Consider the following 16,645-nt stretch of genomic DNA (forward strand, 5'->3'; position numbering starts at 1 on the left):
CATTTCTTGGTTGGGTGTGCGCGCATCTATCCGGCTGTCATGGACACACGGGATTTCGCGATGCAGAGAACTTCACCGGTTATGCACTCAAGCCACCACCGAGCCGACAGGTGCCGTGTATAAACCGTATGTGCAGCCGTTTCAACGCTCAACCCTGCGCCACCGGGCAATAGCAGTTGGAGTCATTCGCTTAAGAGTATTTCCAACCCGTCCTCTGCAAGCTGCCATTTGTCCTCACTCCGCACGAAACGAATCAGGGCATCAAGATGGCCCTGGTTCGTAGCCTCAATCAAAAAAATAACGCCTACACTGAAAAAATCTATCTGCTTGGCATGGAAATGAGCCGAGATGAAGGAATCGGCGCATGAAAAAAACCCAATGGGAAAAACTCTCACCCCTGACAGGATGGGTAATCGTCGTGGAAGACGACCCAACGTTGCGCATGTTAATCGGGGAGGTTTTGACCGAACTGGGTCTGCGTTCGCTGGAATTTTCAACTACCGATGAGGCTATGAGGTACATGTCGGGATCGCATGGCAGTTGTCCCTTGGTTATCGTGGATCACGGCCTGCCCGGTCAGATACAAGGCGCAGAATTTATTGAGATGATGAGGCTTAAATGGCCCTCGACCGCGTCAATTCTAACGTCCGGTTACGACCTGAATCTCTCGATGGTACCCGCTGGGACGATTTACCTTCACAAGCCCTGGTCTATACATGATCTGGAACTGGCCGTAACAACCCTATTTAAACCTGGTAGACCTCTCTCAGGACGTTGATTCGCAGGCGTTGCCCATGGGCGAGAAAGTCTTAACCGCTTTATTTTTAATGTTGAGCATTTTGTGGACGCGGCCACTGTAGGGACGGTGTGTTGGCATCTGTAGATTCGCAGCAAGGTATCTAACCAGACGAGTCGTGAAATGCGGTGATGCCCCCTAGGCCAGCAGGTCTTGCAGTTGGTCGCTTGTCGACGAAGCGTGATGGCCGATTGCAGACTGCCGCGAAGGACAGTTATCGACCCAAAGCAGCCGGTGGCAGCCTGCAGAAAAGGCGATGGGAGTGACCTGCCTCGCCATCGCCTCGGTTCAGCCGCGTTAGGCGGGTACGTAGGGGGGATAGTCCACATAACCCTTGGCAGTGCCACCGTAGTAGGTGTCACGATCTGGCGTCGTCAAAGGCCAGTCGTTTTTCAATCGTGCGACCAGATCAGGGTTGGCAATGAAGGGTTGTCCAAAGGCTGCGAGGTCGATTAGACCGGCGTCCACCAAGTCTTGAGCACGCTCCAGTGTCATATCTCCGGCGAGAATCAGAGCGGTTTCGCCCAATTCAGCCTTGCAGTGTTTCAGTAGGTCTCGCAAAGCCTGCTCCTGCGCAGCAGAGCTTTCGCCCGCCATGAAGAAGTGCGTTTGATCCATGACGTGGACATAAGCGATCCCACGCTTATTCATGCCGGCGCAGAGTGCAGAGTAGGTTTCGTCAATCTCGGGGTAGACGGGCATATCGAAGAGCTGTCCGTACGGAGAGATCCGGATACCTACCCGGTCTGCACCAATCCTTGCGCAAACCGTATCAACGACTTCAAACACGAAGCGCAGTCGGTCTTCCAGGTTTTTCGCCGAATAGCGATCGGAGCGATCATTGACGAGTGGGTTTAGGAACTGCTCGACCAGGTAGCCGTTCGCGCCGTGGATTTCCACGCCATCGAAGCCGGCAGCAATCGCGTTTGCGGCAGCTTGCGCAAAGTCTTCAACGACTCGATCGACTTCCTCGGTGGTAAGAGGTCGTGGTGCAGACGTTGGGACAAACCCTGGCTCACCGCTCTCCGTATATCCGAATGCCACTGCGCCTTTCGCGGTTTTACTCGTGGCACTGACGGGAGCTTTCCCATCGATCTGGATGGAGGTGTGCGAAACACGTCCGACATGCCACAGCTGGGCAAACATTCTGCCGCCCACACTACGGACGGAATCAGTGACCAGCTTCCAGCCTTTGATTTGTTCGTCAGTGTAAATACCTGGGTTGAAAAGATAGCCCTGGCCCTCGCGGGAGATGGGGGTACCTTCGGAGACGATCAGACCAGCGGTACCTCGCTGGGTGTAATGCAAGGCGATCTGATCAGTCGCAATGTCTTCCGGTGCTCGTGACCGGGTCATTGGCGCCATGACGAAGCGGTTGTTCAGTGTCAGTCCGCTGAGGTCATATGTGTCAAACAGGTTAATCATTAGATTCAAGCTTCCAATTCGGGAAAGCTGCCTAGGCATTCAGAATCTAACGCCTGGACAGAGAAACGGTAATGCGCTCGGGTCATTAATAATTGAGCCCGTCCAACGCTTCCCATAGGGTATTGGAGAATTCTGGTAACATCTTGGCTATTTACTACGAAGTGATGTGAATTTTAGTCACTAATGAGAGGGGCTATGATTTCTTCCGACAACTTGAAAGGAATCAACGTTTTTGTCTGCGTTGCTAACATGGGCAGCTTTTCCGCCGCTGCAAAGCGCTTGAATTTGACTAATTCGGCAGTCAGCAAAGGGATCGCTCGGCTGGAGCAGCGACTAAATACCCGGTTGTTCAACCGTACGACACGCCGGCTTTGCTTGACCGATGCCGGTACCCAATATTATCGGACGTGCTCCGAGGTGTTGGGTTGTCTTGAAGAAGCAGAGCAGTCGCTTGGAACAGAGAATTCCGAACCTCGTGGAAAGGTTCGCCTAGACCTTCCTGCGTCCTATGGTCGTATCCATGTGCTGCCGTTAATGCTCGATTTTTTGCGCAACCATCCTCTGCTGCTGCCCCACGTGACATTCTCTGATCGATTTATCGACCCCGTGGAACAAGGCATCGACATCGTGGTGCGTATTGGTACTCCAGACGCATGGCCGGCGCTTTTAGGGCACAAATATCTGGGCGCTCAGCGACTGTTATTCTGCGCTGCGCCTTCCTATCTGAATGCTCGCGGGACGCCGAAGTCTGAGTACGAGTTAGAGGAGCACGAATGCGTGCTGTATGGGCACGATGATGGCGCAGTCAGTCCCTGGTATTTATCCGGGCTGCTTGGCAATGTGGATCGCCATATCATGCCCGGACGAATTGCGATAGGCGATGGGGAGGGCCAGCTTATGGCCGCCTTGGCAGGAATGGGAATTGCCCAGCTACCGACTTGGCTAGTGAATCGGTACCTGGAAAGTGGAGCTCTTGTGGAGGTGCTTCCCCATCTGGCTGTCGATAGCTTACCGATGAATCTAGTGTGGCTAAAAAGCCGACAGAGTCTTCCCAAGGTGCGTGCGTTGCTTGAGGTGTTGGGAGCTTGTTTAACGCCTTCGGGCAGGATGCCCGGCAATCCGCAGCCGTTTGATGCCTCAACCCCATCTGTGTTCTAGTTTGCAGGCAAGCAGGACGGCACATTTTCTCCCGGTTCATCGATCCTTGGCCGGCTGCTTTTGGCCGTTTTCTGCCTGTGGCGAGTGGCTGAAAACGACCCAATTGGGACATTGAGACTGAGCAGCGGCGATGACCTATGCCCATGAACCAATAAACCATTGGATTCAAAGACGGCGCAAAAAAGACCTGATAATTGACCTCGTAGCATCGCTTGTATCCAGGTCATAGATCGAGTTGAGTGAATACCAAATACACTCGGAGATCTCATTTTGAGGCGTTGCGTCTTCCGCACCCAAGACGGAGGCTTCAAAAACATGGTGGCGGGTGTTGCCCGCTTCGAGCTCAAAAACGTACAGAAGCTGATCTACGTTCAGCCCCGTTTCTTCTCGGAGTTCTCGAATAGCGGCCCCAGCTACCGCTTCGCCCATTTCCACCTTGCCGCCAGGAAGAACCCATTTAGACTTCTGTTTGCGAACGAGCTGGGAAATTGCACCCTACTTGACCACCCGTTTGCGTTGCATATGACCACCCATTTGCATTGGACCTGACCAGCTGTTTGCATGGGACTTGACCAGATGCTTTGAATGGATTCCTCAGAGCATGAGGATTTTGCTCTCGGCCATATTCAGATCACAGTTGGGTAATTGCACGAGGTTGCCCCCCATTTGCTTTCGACCTGACCAGTCATGTGCACCGTATTTGACCAGCAAGACTTGTGGAGACATGACCGGAAGAGAACGGCCAGAAGCTGTCATCGAGCACCTTAGAAATTTAGGACGCTTCGGCTGTCACAAGCTCGTGATGGCAAAAGCGAAGTCGGTATCGGAACCGCAGATAACAGCATGACATCAGCGAAATCAGCTGTAATTCCGCTGGTGCAATTTAATTAAGGGCTGACAATGACCTTGATGTCCGAGCCCGAGATACTCTTGATGTATGAGTAGCTCGTTCCCAAGACGGCCAACTGTTCCTTCGACACCTTCTTCGCTGATATCGCGGGTTGGACGATCACAAATTTGAAGATCAGCTCATGGTCGTGGCATTTGTTGCGCAGTATCTCCAACTGCTGAGGCGTGCCCTTCAGGATTCTGTCGAAGTCCTTCAGCAGTGATTGCTGGTAACGATCCATCAGTCGGTTGAAGAACTTATCGTCCGTGTACAGCCATTTCACCGATCTCGACGCCTGACCGCATACTTCATAGACGTCGGCGACGCGGGCCCCGGGGGCGTCCGTCACGGGGCAGAATTTGCAATGGTAAAGGTCGACGTAAATGGCGTCCTTGTTTTCCCGAATTGCCACGAGATCAGCAATTTCGCCTTTGCCGTCATCGTTGAAGACTATGGAGTAGTCATCAGCGATCTTGTCAAAGGTGAAGCCTTGTACTGAGTCCTTACGTCGGTCTGCACGCATGGACTCTTGATGGATTTTCGTCGTTCCCCAATCCCAGGGTTCGAGCAAACCGGCAGGCAGTTTTACATCCATGCTGTTGAGCGAGTACTGACGGTAGTTGCCTTGCACCATGGAACCGTCGACCTTGAGCAAAACAAGCGGCTCTGCATCCAGGTAGGAGTCCAGTGGCATTTCGTGGGGGTAAAGGATCTTCACACCTGGGCAGGAGGTCTTGTATCCGTCCTCCAACAACTTGATGGCGATGGTAGTGAGGCGACGTTCTTCGCCATCGTTACCCACGACAAGGACGGGGATCTCCAGCGTCCGCACTCCACTGTACTCAGGCTTACCAAGCTCGACGTCGAGAAGGTTGAAAGTCTCTCCCTGAAAATATAGCGAGATCCTTTGCTCGTTTTCGATCGCGATCGACAGAGGCCAGTCGGCGTAGAACAGGCCTTCTGGCCATCTGTCCTTGATTTGGTCAACACGCATGACATTTTTGAGTACGTCAGCAGGGTCGATGGTGTTGTCGTTGAGTTTGACCGACATGCGCTTGCACCACTCGACCCAGTAGTTGATTGGAGAGGAGTTCATCTCCCAAATCTTGCCCTTGTGCGAGCAGCCCACAGTGGTTCGTTCTCCATCCTCAAAACCGGTGGCGAAGATGTTGGACTTTGTCGCATTGCCTTTCTCGATGTCGCTAATCACCTGGTTGATATCGCGCCCCACGTGCATCGTGAATCGCAGGTCTTTCCGGGCGCGGGACAGGCCAACGTTCTGCAGCTTCATCAGCTTGATGTCGTGGAGCGCACGGAAGGTCGGCTCACCATTGATGCGACGAGGGTCTTTGGCTACCAGGTTGAGAAAGCGAGTTGCCTGGGTATCGTCACCTGAGGTGTGAATGAACAGGGTTTTCTGCGCCTTGTTATAGAAAGCAATGTACAGATTCCAATTGGTATCGACGATTTCTTCGGTTTGAGCCCACCCAACCATAGTCTCTCGCCGAGTCACGGCAATGACGGTATCGGCCTGATCATTGATCGAGATGTACTGCAGTGTTTCCCTGCGTCCATCCAGACCCTGCGCACGCTGTGGTGTCCAGTCTTTAGAGGAGACGTGATACGCCACGGCGCTGATTTTGGGGTTCGGGTTCAGCCCAAAAATCACTTGGGCATCGTCACCGTCAGCAAACTGCTCGTTGAAGTCAGCCCTCTCAATTTCCCGACCTACCTTTTGCTCGCTCACGTTGCGAATGACTGCACCCCAGTCAGCACTCTCCTTGTAGAGTTCTGCCATCTGGTGGTCGGTTTTCTGATTAGCGATGTTCGCCACGAACTTGGCATCACCAAGGGCGGCATCAACCCTCGTCAACCGACCAATGAACTGGAGCGTCACCGCGGGGCTTTGATGTTGATCATGAATTGCGGCGATTTTGAGCTCAGGCAGATCGAAGCCTTCCCCAAGCATGTCGACGCAGACGATGATCCGGTGCTTCTTCTCGACGATCTCCGCCATCACTCTGGCTTGGTTCGGCACCTTGCTGTGAATCAGGACTGGCGTTAGGTCGACGTGCTGCTTATAAATCTCAAACAGGTCTGTCGCCCGCTTGTGCGACTTGGCTCGCACCATCATCAAATGGTTGTACCCAGCCTTGAGGTCAGCCCGGAGCAGCTCAACAGCCTTGTCTGCGATGGCCTGGTCAGACAGCTTGAGGTTGTATTCTCGTACCGGATGGAACTCGATGCCTTTGAAATAGCCATCAAGCTGCGCATCCCGGAGCGGGTAGTTGTAGATGATCTTGCCGGCCAGAGCCAGACCATCCTCCCGGAATGGCGTCGCTGTGAACTGAATACAAGGTTTGCCGCTGAAGGCGGTTTTGATTCGGTTCCAACTCGCTGCCACCACATGGTGAGCCTCATCGATCATCAGGTGGCTGCACATGTTCACCAGCGCCCCCAAGGCAGCGTCTTCGAATAGCAGTAGGGCTTGGGGGGTGGCCACAATGATGTTGGCAGTAGCTAATTTTGCAACCTGCGCCTGAGACAGCTTCGAATCGATGGCTGCAACAATAGGGTTGCGCGCTATGTCCGATATCGCCCCCACGGTGCGGAGTGTCTTCATCTCCGTGCACTTGCCCACCAACTGTGTTCTGAGGGCATCCGAGGGAACCAGGATCAAGGTTCTGGCCATCCTCGCAGCGATGATTAGTGCGAGCATGGTGTCAGTCTTCCCTGTACCGGTCGGCATGACCACTGTGGCGGTCGAAGAAGGATCAACCACCAGGTGCCCCAAGGTGGCGTAAAGCGCAGCCAGTTGCGGCTTGCGCAGCCCGGGTGCGTTCGTCTTGGGATCGTCGATACTGAAATTGAAGAGATGGTTTTGCCAGCTCTGGTACACATCCAAATGCGTTATGACTACATCGTCCATGGCGAATACCTAGAGGCAGAAAAACTTCTTGGGAAAAGATGGCGATATGGTAGCACGCCCCTATTTTTTCCATGACCTTAACCGCTTAGAGATACGGACAAAACGAGTCGAGCCCCACGCAGGATGGCCGAACTGTCGTGCCCGCTTTTGCCGAAAGCTGTCGTACGTGAGCGTCGGCTATCGGCCAATAGCGGACGTAGGTGTCCGGCGTTTACTGGCCAAAAGCAATCACCCATTCATTAAGGCTTTTTAGACACAATCAGCTTGGTCCGACTATCGGGCAGCAGTAGGTAACCCCTAGCTTTCGCCTAAGCTCTTACCTAATGCGATTACATGGAGAGAATCGAAGCCACTTGATCTTTCAAAGCGTGGAGATTCCGATGATCAAGCATTTGAGTCCTATTTTTTTAATTGCCGCTACCATCTGTCTCGGTGGTGCGTCCTGTCACGACCAAAAAGAAGAGGATAATTTGCAATACAAGCAAACGATGGATGGCAGCCCAGCTCGCACGGGAATGGGAATTATCCCCCGACAACAAATTCAACCCCGAATGAATAGAATGTAATCATCTCAGATGCAAGATTTGAGCGCTGCGAACGCCTCGAGGGAAGCTCGCTGATGAGATGTCCAAAACTAATTTTTACAGGGCTACCCCCCAAAGGAGCATCCCATGTTTACACCAGGGCGTCTTCATCGTTCCAACACTCCTGGCAACCCGGGAGTACCGCAATACAGCATTGATGTCTTCTATGAAGTTCGTCACGACCCCAAGGAAGGCATGCTGATGCACTTCAAGATGGTTGGAGAGGTATCAGATCGCACCTTTACTGAAGAATTCGATATGCACCGCGACACTGCCTTCAACTTTGCCAGCCGAGTGGCCAAGGCTGCGGTCAAGCATGGAGTACCCGCCAATGCCAGTCTCATCATGCGCGGGCACAAAGAATACGACGCAATGTTCGAGGATATTCGCGACAAACTCGGCGTCCAACCGGGCGAGTCGGTCAATCTGGATAACGCTGAGAACGACCGTCGTTGAGTGACTCCAGTACTACTCAGCGAGCCTCGTCCTGCCGACCCGGTAATCCACGGGATGAATCACGAGATAGCTGCTGACTGCATCATCTATGGTTGGAAAGAACGCCGTTTCGCCAAGCCTTGCGAAAAGCCCGAATCGCTTCAGCTTGTCCTTGACCGGGTCCTTCATCTCGGCCACGCACAACTTGATGCCCGCCGCGTGCAAGGTTTCGTCCAGTTCACCCAGCATGTCTGCCGAGGTCACGTCCACACTGGTGACGGGTTCTGCAGTAACTACTAACCAGCGTACGGGCGTAGGCGATGCAGCCACTGCGTCAAGCACTCGCTCATTGAACAGTTCGGCGTTAGCAAAAAACAACGGTGCATCCCAGCGAAACAGGACCAGGCCAGGTATAAGGCTCGCGTCGGGATAACGCTGGATGTCGTGGTAGCCCTTGACGCCCTCGGCTTGCCCCAGCACTGCGGAATACGGCCGCCAGCCATCCCACAGAAATTCGATGACGGCGATCAAGATGGCCAGGCCGATGCCCTCAATCGCGCCAAACACAGCCACGCCGACGGTGCAGACGAGCGACAGCCAGAACTCCCAGCGCTGGATGCGATAGATTCGCCGCAGGTCGGCGACTTCAATCAGACCGATGGCTGAGGCGATGACGACCGCTGCCAGTGCGCTGCTGGGCAAGCTCTGCAACAGGTTCGGCGCCACCACCAGCAGCAGGGCAACAGTCACCGCGCCGACAACGCCGGTAAACTGGCTTTTCGCGCCTGCGGCTTCAGCCACGGGGGTACGTGAAGAACTACTACTGATTGGAAAGCCCTGGAAAAATCCAGCCGCGAGATTGGCAAAACCGAGCCCCGCCATCTCCTGGTTCGGGTCCACGTAGGTACGGGTCCGCGCTGCATAGACACGAGAAAGCACGCTGGTGTCGGCGAACGACACCAGGGCGACGGCGCAACCGCCAATGAGCACGGGGACAATATCGGCGCGGGTGATCCAAGGAATGGCAAACGCAGGCAAACCTTGAGGAAGAGCACCGAGCACCGACACCCCGGCACGCGCGCCAAGATCCAGCACACCGACGGCAATAGTCGCACCGACCACTGCGATCAAGATGCCTGGCACCCGTTTGTAGGGTTTGAGCAGAAGGATCACGATCAGGGTGGCTGCGCCGATCATGAACGCGGTCCAGTTGGTCTTTCCTTCCATTACCGCGGTGGCGATGGCCCACAGGTTTCTCCCCGGGCCATCGGACTCAATCGAAAAACCGAATATTTTGGGTAATTGGCTGATCAATACGGTCAACGCGATGCCGTTCATGTACCCGTAACGGATGGGTTTAGACAGCAACTCCGTAATGAAGCCCAGCCGCATGATGCCTGCCAGGATGCACACGGCTCCCGACACGATCGCCATCATGCCTGCAAGGGCAACGGCGCGATGAGGGTCGCCACCCGACAGGGGGAGGATGACAGCCAGGATAACGGCGGCCAATGACGAATCCGGGCCCAGCACCAGAATCCGGCTAGGCCCGAACAATGCGTAGGCGAGTAGCGGAACGATGGTCGCGTAGAGGCCATAGATGCCGGGTACGCCCGATGCCACGGCGTAGGCGATGCCCACGGGCACCAACATCGTGGTGAGCACTAGGCCGGCGATGATGTCGTGACGCAACCAGGCGACCTGGTAAACGCGCAACGTTTGGAGTCCAGGAAACCAACGTCCCCAGCCGGTCTCACCGCTGGCATCGCGACGTACAATTCGGCCCGGTTCCGGGGCGGGAGGCGAAGAATCCGAATGGCTCATGGAACTGTGGCCCTTTGGTGTACAGCGCAGATTCGCTTAAACGTGTCCGTCAGAATTTTTCGGGAACTCGCCGGTGCGGATAATCCGGGTCGCGATAGCCACCTGGCTTCTGCCGCTTGGGCAATATTACCTCCTCGCGCGCAACATCTTCGTATGGGATACGGCTGAGCAAATCGGTAATGATGTTAAGGCGCGCCCGGCGCTTGTCGTTCGAGTTGGCCACCAGCCATGGGGCATGGTCGGTGTCGGTCGCCTTGAACATGTCATCACGCGCGCGTGAATAGTCATACCAGCGGCTGTATGACTTGAGATCCATCGGGGTCAGTTTCCATATTTTGCGTCCGTCCTTGATGCGTGCCTGGAGCCGGCGGGTCTGTTCGTCTTCGCTGACTTCTAGCCAGTACTTGAGCAGGATCACGCCAGAGTCGACGATTGCACGCTCCACCAGCGGCGTTGTCTTCATGAAACTTGCAACCTGCTCTTTGGTGCAGAATCCCATCACCCGCTCAACACCCGCACGGTTGTACCAACTGCGATCGAAGACCACCACTTCGCCAGCCGCGGGAAGGTACGGCAGGTAGCGTTGGACATACATCTGGCTTTTCTCTCGTTCACTCGGCGCCGTTAGCGCCACCACCCGAAAGACACGGGGGCTCACGCGTTCGGTGAGCGCTTTTATCGTCCCGCCCTTGCCGGCGCCATCGCGCCCTTCGAAGACGATACAGATCTTGATGCCCTTGGCTTTTACCCACTCCTGCAATTTGACCAGTTCGACGTGCAGGCTGCGCAGTTGCTCAAGATAATCCTTGCTCTTCAGTTTCAGGCTTTCAACAGAGTGACTCTTGGGGACCTTTTTCTTGTCTTTTGCCATGATCGAGACCTCACCAATAAACAGCGTAGGGTTGCAATCTGTTCATCCACCGAGCGCGATGATCGCGGTGATCAGACCAGCGCCGGTGACTGCCAACGCAATTGCGCCTTGCCACGGTTTTGCGCCAGCGTATTTCGCGAGTACCCAACCGGCGATGAACAGCACTCCGAGTCCGACCAGGTTAGAAACGCGTACGGCAAGCGCCGTCTGATCCAGCACCAGAAACGGCACCACAAGCGGAAATGTCGAGAGCACCACCAGTAGGAAAACACCCACCGCCCCCTTGAAATCATCCCAGCCGAGGCGCGGCGGTAAGGGCATAGATGAAAACTCGAGCACACGGCGACGCAGCGATTCCAGATCATCCGTGCCGACCACTGCCGCGATACGAGGGGGTAATGCCTCAGCGATGAGCGCTTGCCCGGTGGCTGCATCAGTCGCGCCGCATAGACTTGTGTGTAGCGTGCGGTTGCGTGTGCGCTCGATCAGGGTTCGCAGTAGATACATTAGCGCATCCGCGAGGCCCCACGCGAGGTTGCAACCCAGCGCGGCGACCATCATCGTACGCTCCGCCTCCTGGCCAGCCGTCGCCACGCTGATCGTTCCAGTGAAAGTCATCGCCATGAGCAGGCCAAAGATGACCTCCGTGACACGCTCGACCGGTTCAAGCACACGGGCTCGCTTTTGCTCTCCAGTGCTTTGCATGCGGTCATCCTCGCCACGCTGTATCGAATTGCGATAGGGATTTAGAAAGAGTTCGCCTCACCAGCCACTACAGGGACGAGCTGATTAGGCTGTGACTGGCAAGGCGAACAACTAGACATTAGCTCAATCGAACAACTTGTCTCGTTCCACATGCCCGATGCCCGCCATTAATCTGGACATCACTCCGCAGGAATATATGTACCTCCCTACCTTTGGAGCGCCAATCGCGAATGACTGCTATGGGTCCAGGCTGTGTGAAAACGCATGCACCGTTGTGAAGTCTGCGTTGCTACGTAAAATCTGCCAGAGTTTTGTTGGTCAACAGACCTGAAATTTGTGTAGGAACGCGATTTTCGTTGCGGTTCTGACTGTCAAACTCGCTCTAAAACGTTTTCACACAACCTGGGTCGTTTTCAGCCGGTCGCGACAGGCAACAATCGGCCAATAGCGGCCCCTCGCAACAGGCAGCAATCGGGCCATAAGCAGCCATCGGATGGAGTGATGGAAAATGGCAGCTAAGCTTTCCTCTAATGCCGGCCTTTCGCTTAGTCAGCCCTTCGTAACCGTCTCGGAGGGGTGCCAGTGAAACGATATGCAACGCTCGTCGTGGTCCCAATTTTTCGTGCCTGGTACCGAAATAAAATGAGTAATGGTTTTGCCGGATCACCGCCGAGAGTGTTAACGACAACGGGAGTTTTCCCAATGCGAGCCAACAGATTGATTTTTGTAGCGTTTCTTTTGATCACAGGTCTGATTTCTCATTCGGCCATCGTCGTTGCCGAAGGTGATGTTGCCAATGATGTCAGGGATGGTGTTAGAGACGTCGACAAAGATGTTGATCGCGATACAAGAGACGTCGATGAAGAAGCAAAAAAACTGGAAAAAGAACAACATAAAGAAGATCGTCATCTAGACAAGGAAGAGAAAAAACACCTTTGAGGGCTGGACGATGAGCCCAAGGTAAGCGATCGATTTTCTTCCTGCCAGCAGGAGAAATCTTGATTCAGTCCCGTTTTTCACTGAGTACGGGATATCAGTGTAGGCATGGATCCAGGCCCTTGCGCCTGCTCGTGTCTGTTCTACACTGCAAAACGTTGCGCGCAAATCTACTCAAGGCCACGCAGGACTTGGTTTTTCACATTGCGCGGTGGGCTGCTCACCTTCGGCAACATGCGGGCGGATTGAATCACAACTGTCATTCCCTGCCATGCTACTGGAGGTCGCAAACATGCCAAGCGCTTTCGGCGTCCGTGCCTTTGCACTCTGCGCGAGCGTGGTCGCTCTTGCGCTCAGCGCATGCTCGACCCAAAGCTCCACGGAGCCTGCGTCCCAGCCTCTGCGGCAAAACCCCGAGTTTTCATACGATGGCAATGGTGTGACTCATGCCACGCTGACGGCGGCCGAGCAACAGGTCAATGTGGGCAATGAGCGATATGTTTCGTTGGTATTCAACGGCGATTACGATTCGCCGCTGATTCGCACGCGACCGGGCGGAACCATGGCGATCCGTCTGGATAATCGTATGGACGAAATCACCAACCTGCATTTTCACGGCATGCAGGTGTCGCCCCTGGACGAAGGCGATAATATTTTTCGCGTGACCCAGCCCCATCAGATTGGCATATACAACGTCAAACTACCGCTGGCTCACAGCCCGGGCGCCTACTGGTATCACAGCCATTTCCATGGGGGATCCCAGCGCCAGGTGTCGGCAGGGATCGCCGGACCTATCCTGGTCGATGGCATGCTTGACCCGTTCCCCGAACTCAAGGGCATCAAGGAACAACTCCTGGTCCTGCGTAATTTTCAAAAAACACTGACCGGCAAAGTCGCCAGCGAGATCATCACCAGCGCGCCCTCGATTCGCACGATCAATGGCCAGGAAGTGCCGATCATCGACATAAAGCCGGGGGAAACCCAACTCTGGCACTTCATCAATATTGCCGCCAACCAGTACTTCCGAATTCGCATCAACGGCCAGTCGGTGCAGGTGCTGTCGCGCGACGGCAACACCGTTACGCGCAGGGTCGACACTGACCAAGTGCTGATCGGGCCGTCGGCGCGTTTCAGTGTGTTGGTTGTCGGGCCACCGGCGGGATCCTATGAAATCGAAACCGGCTCCGGCAACACTGGCCCGGCGGGCGATGACTATCCCGAAGCCAAACTTGCCGTGCTGCGCTCCAGCGGTGAGCGGGTCGCGACGCGGCAGATCACCAGCGCCTACCCAACGGCCGAGGACTTCAGCAAGATCGCAGTGAACAATACGCGCCAGTTCGCCTTCCAGGATTCTGACACCGACCCCAATGCGTTCCTGATCAACGGCACACGTTTCGAGCTGGACCGGGTCAACACCACGGTCAAACTTGGTGACGTCGAAGAGTGGCGCCTGTTCAATCCGTCCCAGGAATTGCACCAGTTTCATATTCACCAAGTGGACTTCCAGGTTACCGAAATCAACGATAAACCGGTGCAGTTCAGCGGCTATCGGGACAACGTGTTCATACCCGCCACAGGCTCGATCACCGTGCGAATCCCCTTTCGCGATCCGGTAATTCTCGGCAAGTTCGTCTACCACTGTCACATCCTCGAACATGAGGACGGCGGCATGATGCAGGCGATCCAGGTGGTCAAGCCCGAGGACTACGAACAGGCAGTCAAGCTTGAACCCCTCGGCGGGCTGTACGGTGAAAACAACCAGTTGTGCTCCTACCTGCGTAACACCGGACAGGACCCGAAAGCGTCCAGCCCGCTGATCAAGTAAAAGGGGTACACCATGTACAACTATCGCTTGGCTGTGTTGTTGATGGGATCGGTGTGGGCCGTTGAGTCGACGCTGGCCGATGACGGGCAGTACCCCAATGTCGGCATGGATTACGACGCGACGTTTCAATATGACCACGTTCATGGCGATTCGCCCCAGGGCGGCAACCGCAACACCGGGGACGCGTACCCGGACATCAACACCACGTTCTACTTTCGCTTAACCCATGATCAGCAGATACAGCTGTCCACCGAGATCAATCCCGTAGCCGGGCCTGAACCTGGGCAAAAGCGTTTCTTCGAAGACGTGGGGCTGGTGATCAATGACTTGAACTACTACCAGAACAACGCCAACTCGGCCTTTTCGGTCGGTAAATACCATGTGCCGTTCGGTCGGGCGCAGGACCAGGCGCCCGGCCTCTACACCAATGATTACGTCGCCACCTACGACCTCGACGGCATGCTCGGCGGCACAGTGGCGTACCGCTTTTTCGACCAGAAACTGGGGATGATTGAACCCAACCTCAGCGTGTATACCGCGGACAATTCGTTTCTCGGCCGGCCCTACCTGCGCCATGGCGAGAAGTTGCAGCGCAGCGATGGCGGGCCATCGAATACCGGCAAGCTCGACTCCTATGCGATGACGGTGAACTGGATAGCGATTCCGGCGGTGCCTTATCTGGAAATGCAGGCTGGCTATATGTTCAACAAACAGGCCGAGGATACGACGCAGCCCGATCCACCTGGCGAAGACGATGAAACCATCAAGATCGCCTCGGCCCGCTATATCTGGGCCTATGCGCCGAGTACCGATCTTGAGCCTACACTGGACGGGCGTTACTTCGATATCGTGCCCTTCATCGAATTCGCCGATGTCGACAGCGAAGATGGCATCAAGGGCAATGACACCCGCTACCTGACTACTTCCCTGACCTTCGATTTCGGCGACTGGGCGCTGGGCGCGACGCGCACCGACAAGCATCGCGAATCGACCGGGGGCGCGGATCGGCAGGACTACCTCAACGAGTTGAGCCTGACCTACAACATCACTGGTCAGATCAAACTTGGCTTGTCGGCCGGCACCCAGAAAGAGGACGGCCAGATGTCCGAACTGGTGGGCTTGGCGCTGACCTATTCGGGAGGGTACTGAGCAATGAAGTGGCTAACGACGCTGTTTTTGATCGGATTGGCAGCCTGCACGACAGCGGCGCCCCGCACCGATATCGGCGGGCCATTCCAGCTGACCAATCAGAATGGCCAGCGCGTCACGGAGCGCAGTTTTGGCGAGCCCACGCTGCTGTATTTCGGCTTCATGACCTGCCCGGCCATTTGCCCCACTGACCTTGCAAAAATGGCCCGCATCAGTCGGCAATTACAACAACAGCAGGGTATTTCGGTACGACCGGTATTCGTCACCATCGACCCGGAACGGGACACACCAAAAAAGCTCAAGGAGTACGTGAGGTACTTCTCCGACAACTTCGTAGGTTTAACCGGCTCGGCGCAAGAGATCACCCGCATCACCGACGCCTATCACGTGTATTACAAAAAAGTGCCGACCGGCGATCAACCGGGGCAATACATGATGGATCATTCCACCCTCCTGTTTTTACTCGATGCCCAAGGCCGCTACCTCAAGCATTTCGGGCGTGGGCTGGATGAAAAGGAAATCGAGAAACAGATAGTCGCTGCACTGACTGATGCCTCGGCCTGACGTGCCTGTATCGGTCAGACGGATGGGAGCGGCGTTTCTGTTATCAGGTTGTTAACCCATGCGCGGAAAAATGCCATGAACGAAACAAAGTCTCCTGTCAGCTTGAACGAAGACGTTTGTGTTCATATCTTTACCGCTTCTGCCGCCATGGTCGGCGTATGCATTACGGTGATCGGGATTTTTCAAGTGGTGACCACGTTGAGAAGTGAGGATTCGCTGGGGGATGACTTTCTTGCGATCAATGCCATTTTGTACTTGGTCACAACACTTCTATCGTACTGGGCGCTGCGTACCAGACAGTTGAACCGAAATCACTTGTTGGAAAAGTTAATCGACGGTCTTTTTCTGACTGCCCTGACCTGCACGACGGGCATTGCAGGCTTTATTACGTGGGCGATCACACTGAAGTAATTGTTAAAAACACTCCTGTGTTGCGCTCGCCTGTCAGGCTTTAACTCACGATCCAAAACCTGCAAAATTGCCGGCTTTTTTCGTGACAGGAAGTCCCTGTGCCGCAGTATTCCGCCTCTCCCACCGGCAGCTTAGGGTCGGTTT

Annotated in this window: 15 protein-coding genes; 9 read left to right on the forward strand and 6 right to left on the reverse strand. The window is 54.9% G+C overall.

Annotated features, from left to right (window positions below):
- The first annotated feature begins 364 nt into the window (after positions 1-364).
- On the forward strand, positions 365-778 hold the full coding sequence (locus ACA062_RS09955; RefSeq protein WP_497456210.1) for a response regulator: 414 nt from the start codon (positions 365-367) through the stop codon (positions 776-778).
- 315 nt (positions 779-1,093) lie between these two features.
- Here the strand turns inward: ACA062_RS09955 and ACA062_RS09960 are convergent, their stop codons facing one another.
- A complete protein-coding gene (locus ACA062_RS09960; protein WP_497457393.1) occupies positions 1,094-2,221 on the reverse strand; it encodes an alkene reductase in 1,128 nt (375 codons plus the stop codon).
- A gap of 195 nt (positions 2,222-2,416) precedes the next feature.
- Here ACA062_RS09960 and ACA062_RS09965 point away from each other — a divergent pair, with 195 nt between their 5' ends.
- Positions 2,417-3,379, forward strand: coding sequence for a LysR family transcriptional regulator (locus tag ACA062_RS09965; RefSeq protein WP_497456211.1), 963 nt, complete (start codon positions 2,417-2,419; stop codon positions 3,377-3,379).
- A 165-nt stretch (positions 3,380-3,544) separates the two neighbouring features.
- Here the strand turns inward: ACA062_RS09965 and ACA062_RS09970 are convergent, their stop codons facing one another.
- Together ACA062_RS09970 and ACA062_RS09975 are read right to left on the reverse strand one after the other, a co-directional pair.
- Entirely contained in the window at positions 3,545-3,868 is a 324-nt protein-coding gene (locus ACA062_RS09970; protein WP_497457394.1) for an NUDIX hydrolase, read from the reverse strand.
- Positions 3,869-4,266: 398 nt separating this feature from the next.
- Positions 4,267-7,197, reverse strand: coding sequence for a DEAD/DEAH box helicase (locus ACA062_RS09975; protein WP_497456212.1), 2,931 nt, complete (start codon positions 7,195-7,197; stop codon positions 4,267-4,269).
- Between the two features lie 380 nt (positions 7,198-7,577).
- On the opposite strand from ACA062_RS09975, the gene ACA062_RS09980 reads away from it, so the two are divergent.
- Entirely contained in the window at positions 7,578-7,763 is a 186-nt protein-coding gene (locus ACA062_RS09980) for a hypothetical protein (RefSeq protein WP_497456213.1), read from the forward strand.
- Positions 7,764-7,868: 105 nt separating this feature from the next.
- Positions 7,869-8,237, forward strand: a complete 369-nt coding sequence (locus tag ACA062_RS09985; RefSeq protein ID WP_497456214.1) for a DUF5064 family protein — start codon at positions 7,869-7,871, stop codon at positions 8,235-8,237.
- Between the two features lie 12 nt (positions 8,238-8,249).
- Here the strand turns inward: ACA062_RS09985 and ACA062_RS09990 are convergent, their stop codons facing one another.
- From ACA062_RS09990 to ACA062_RS10000, 3 genes are read right to left on the reverse strand one after another with little or no spacing between them, the layout of a single operon-like run.
- The gene (locus ACA062_RS09990) at positions 8,250-10,040 is read right to left on the reverse strand and encodes a SulP family inorganic anion transporter (protein ID WP_497456215.1); all 1,791 of its coding nucleotides are present in this window, start codon (positions 10,038-10,040) and stop codon (positions 8,250-8,252) included.
- Positions 10,041-10,089: 49 nt separating this feature from the next.
- Complete coding sequence (ppk2, locus tag ACA062_RS09995) at positions 10,090-10,911, reverse strand: polyphosphate kinase 2 (RefSeq protein ID WP_497456216.1); 822 nt, start codon at positions 10,909-10,911, stop codon at positions 10,090-10,092.
- A gap of 42 nt (positions 10,912-10,953) precedes the next feature.
- Positions 10,954-11,616 (reverse strand): hypothetical protein, encoded by a 663-nt coding sequence (locus tag ACA062_RS10000; protein ID WP_497456217.1) that lies wholly within the window; start codon positions 11,614-11,616, stop codon positions 10,954-10,956.
- A gap of 582 nt (positions 11,617-12,198) precedes the next feature.
- Here ACA062_RS10000 and ACA062_RS10005 point away from each other — a divergent pair.
- The 5 genes from ACA062_RS10005 to ACA062_RS10025 all read left to right on the forward strand — a co-directional run bounded on the left by ACA062_RS10005 (position 12,199) and on the right by ACA062_RS10025 (position 16,501).
- Complete coding sequence (locus ACA062_RS10005) at positions 12,199-12,555, forward strand: hypothetical protein (RefSeq protein ID WP_497456218.1); 357 nt, start codon at positions 12,199-12,201, stop codon at positions 12,553-12,555.
- Positions 12,556-12,991: 436 nt separating this feature from the next.
- Positions 12,992-14,377 (forward strand): multicopper oxidase family protein, encoded by a 1,386-nt coding sequence (locus tag ACA062_RS10010; protein ID WP_497456219.1) that lies wholly within the window; start codon positions 12,992-12,994, stop codon positions 14,375-14,377.
- Between the two features lie 12 nt (positions 14,378-14,389).
- Positions 14,390-15,526, forward strand: a complete 1,137-nt coding sequence (locus tag ACA062_RS10015; RefSeq protein WP_497456220.1) for a hypothetical protein — start codon at positions 14,390-14,392, stop codon at positions 15,524-15,526.
- Between the two features lie 3 nt (positions 15,527-15,529).
- Entirely contained in the window at positions 15,530-16,090 is a 561-nt protein-coding gene (locus ACA062_RS10020; RefSeq protein ID WP_497456221.1) for an SCO family protein, read from the forward strand.
- Positions 16,091-16,165: 75 nt separating this feature from the next.
- Positions 16,166-16,501 (forward strand): hypothetical protein, encoded by a 336-nt coding sequence (locus tag ACA062_RS10025; protein WP_497334141.1) that lies wholly within the window; start codon positions 16,166-16,168, stop codon positions 16,499-16,501.
- Positions 16,502-16,645: the final 144 nt, after the last annotated feature.

The sequence above is a fragment of the Pseudomonas sp. LBUM1679 genome, from assembly GCF_059695565.1.

What these genes read in the sequence shown, in the direction of transcription:
- ACA062_RS09955 (WP_497456210.1), top strand. Translation starts at nt 365, where the DNA reads ATGAAAAAAACCCAATGGGAAAAACTCTCACCCCTGACAGGATGGGTA.
- ACA062_RS09960 (WP_497457393.1), bottom strand. Translation starts at nt 2,221, where the DNA reads ATGATTAACCTGTTTGACACATATGACCTCAGCGGACTGACACTGAAC.
- ACA062_RS09965 (WP_497456211.1), top strand. Translation starts at nt 2,417, where the DNA reads ATGATTTCTTCCGACAACTTGAAAGGAATCAACGTTTTTGTCTGCGTT.
- ACA062_RS09975 (WP_497456212.1), bottom strand. Translation starts at nt 7,197, where the DNA reads ATGGACGATGTAGTCATAACGCATTTGGATGTGTACCAGAGCTGGCAA.
- ACA062_RS09980 (WP_497456213.1), top strand. Translation starts at nt 7,578, where the DNA reads ATGATCAAGCATTTGAGTCCTATTTTTTTAATTGCCGCTACCATCTGT.
- ACA062_RS09985 (WP_497456214.1), top strand. Translation starts at nt 7,869, where the DNA reads ATGTTTACACCAGGGCGTCTTCATCGTTCCAACACTCCTGGCAACCCG.
- ACA062_RS09990 (WP_497456215.1), bottom strand. Translation starts at nt 10,040, where the DNA reads ATGAGCCATTCGGATTCTTCGCCTCCCGCCCCGGAACCGGGCCGAATT.
- ppk2 (WP_497456216.1), bottom strand. Translation starts at nt 10,911, where the DNA reads ATGGCAAAAGACAAGAAAAAGGTCCCCAAGAGTCACTCTGTTGAAAGC.
- ACA062_RS10000 (WP_497456217.1), bottom strand. Translation starts at nt 11,616, where the DNA reads ATGCAAAGCACTGGAGAGCAAAAGCGAGCCCGTGTGCTTGAACCGGTC.
- ACA062_RS10015 (WP_497456220.1), top strand. Translation starts at nt 14,390, where the DNA reads ATGTACAACTATCGCTTGGCTGTGTTGTTGATGGGATCGGTGTGGGCC.
- ACA062_RS10020 (WP_497456221.1), top strand. Translation starts at nt 15,530, where the DNA reads ATGAAGTGGCTAACGACGCTGTTTTTGATCGGATTGGCAGCCTGCACG.
- ACA062_RS10025 (WP_497334141.1), top strand. Translation starts at nt 16,166, where the DNA reads ATGAACGAAACAAAGTCTCCTGTCAGCTTGAACGAAGACGTTTGTGTT.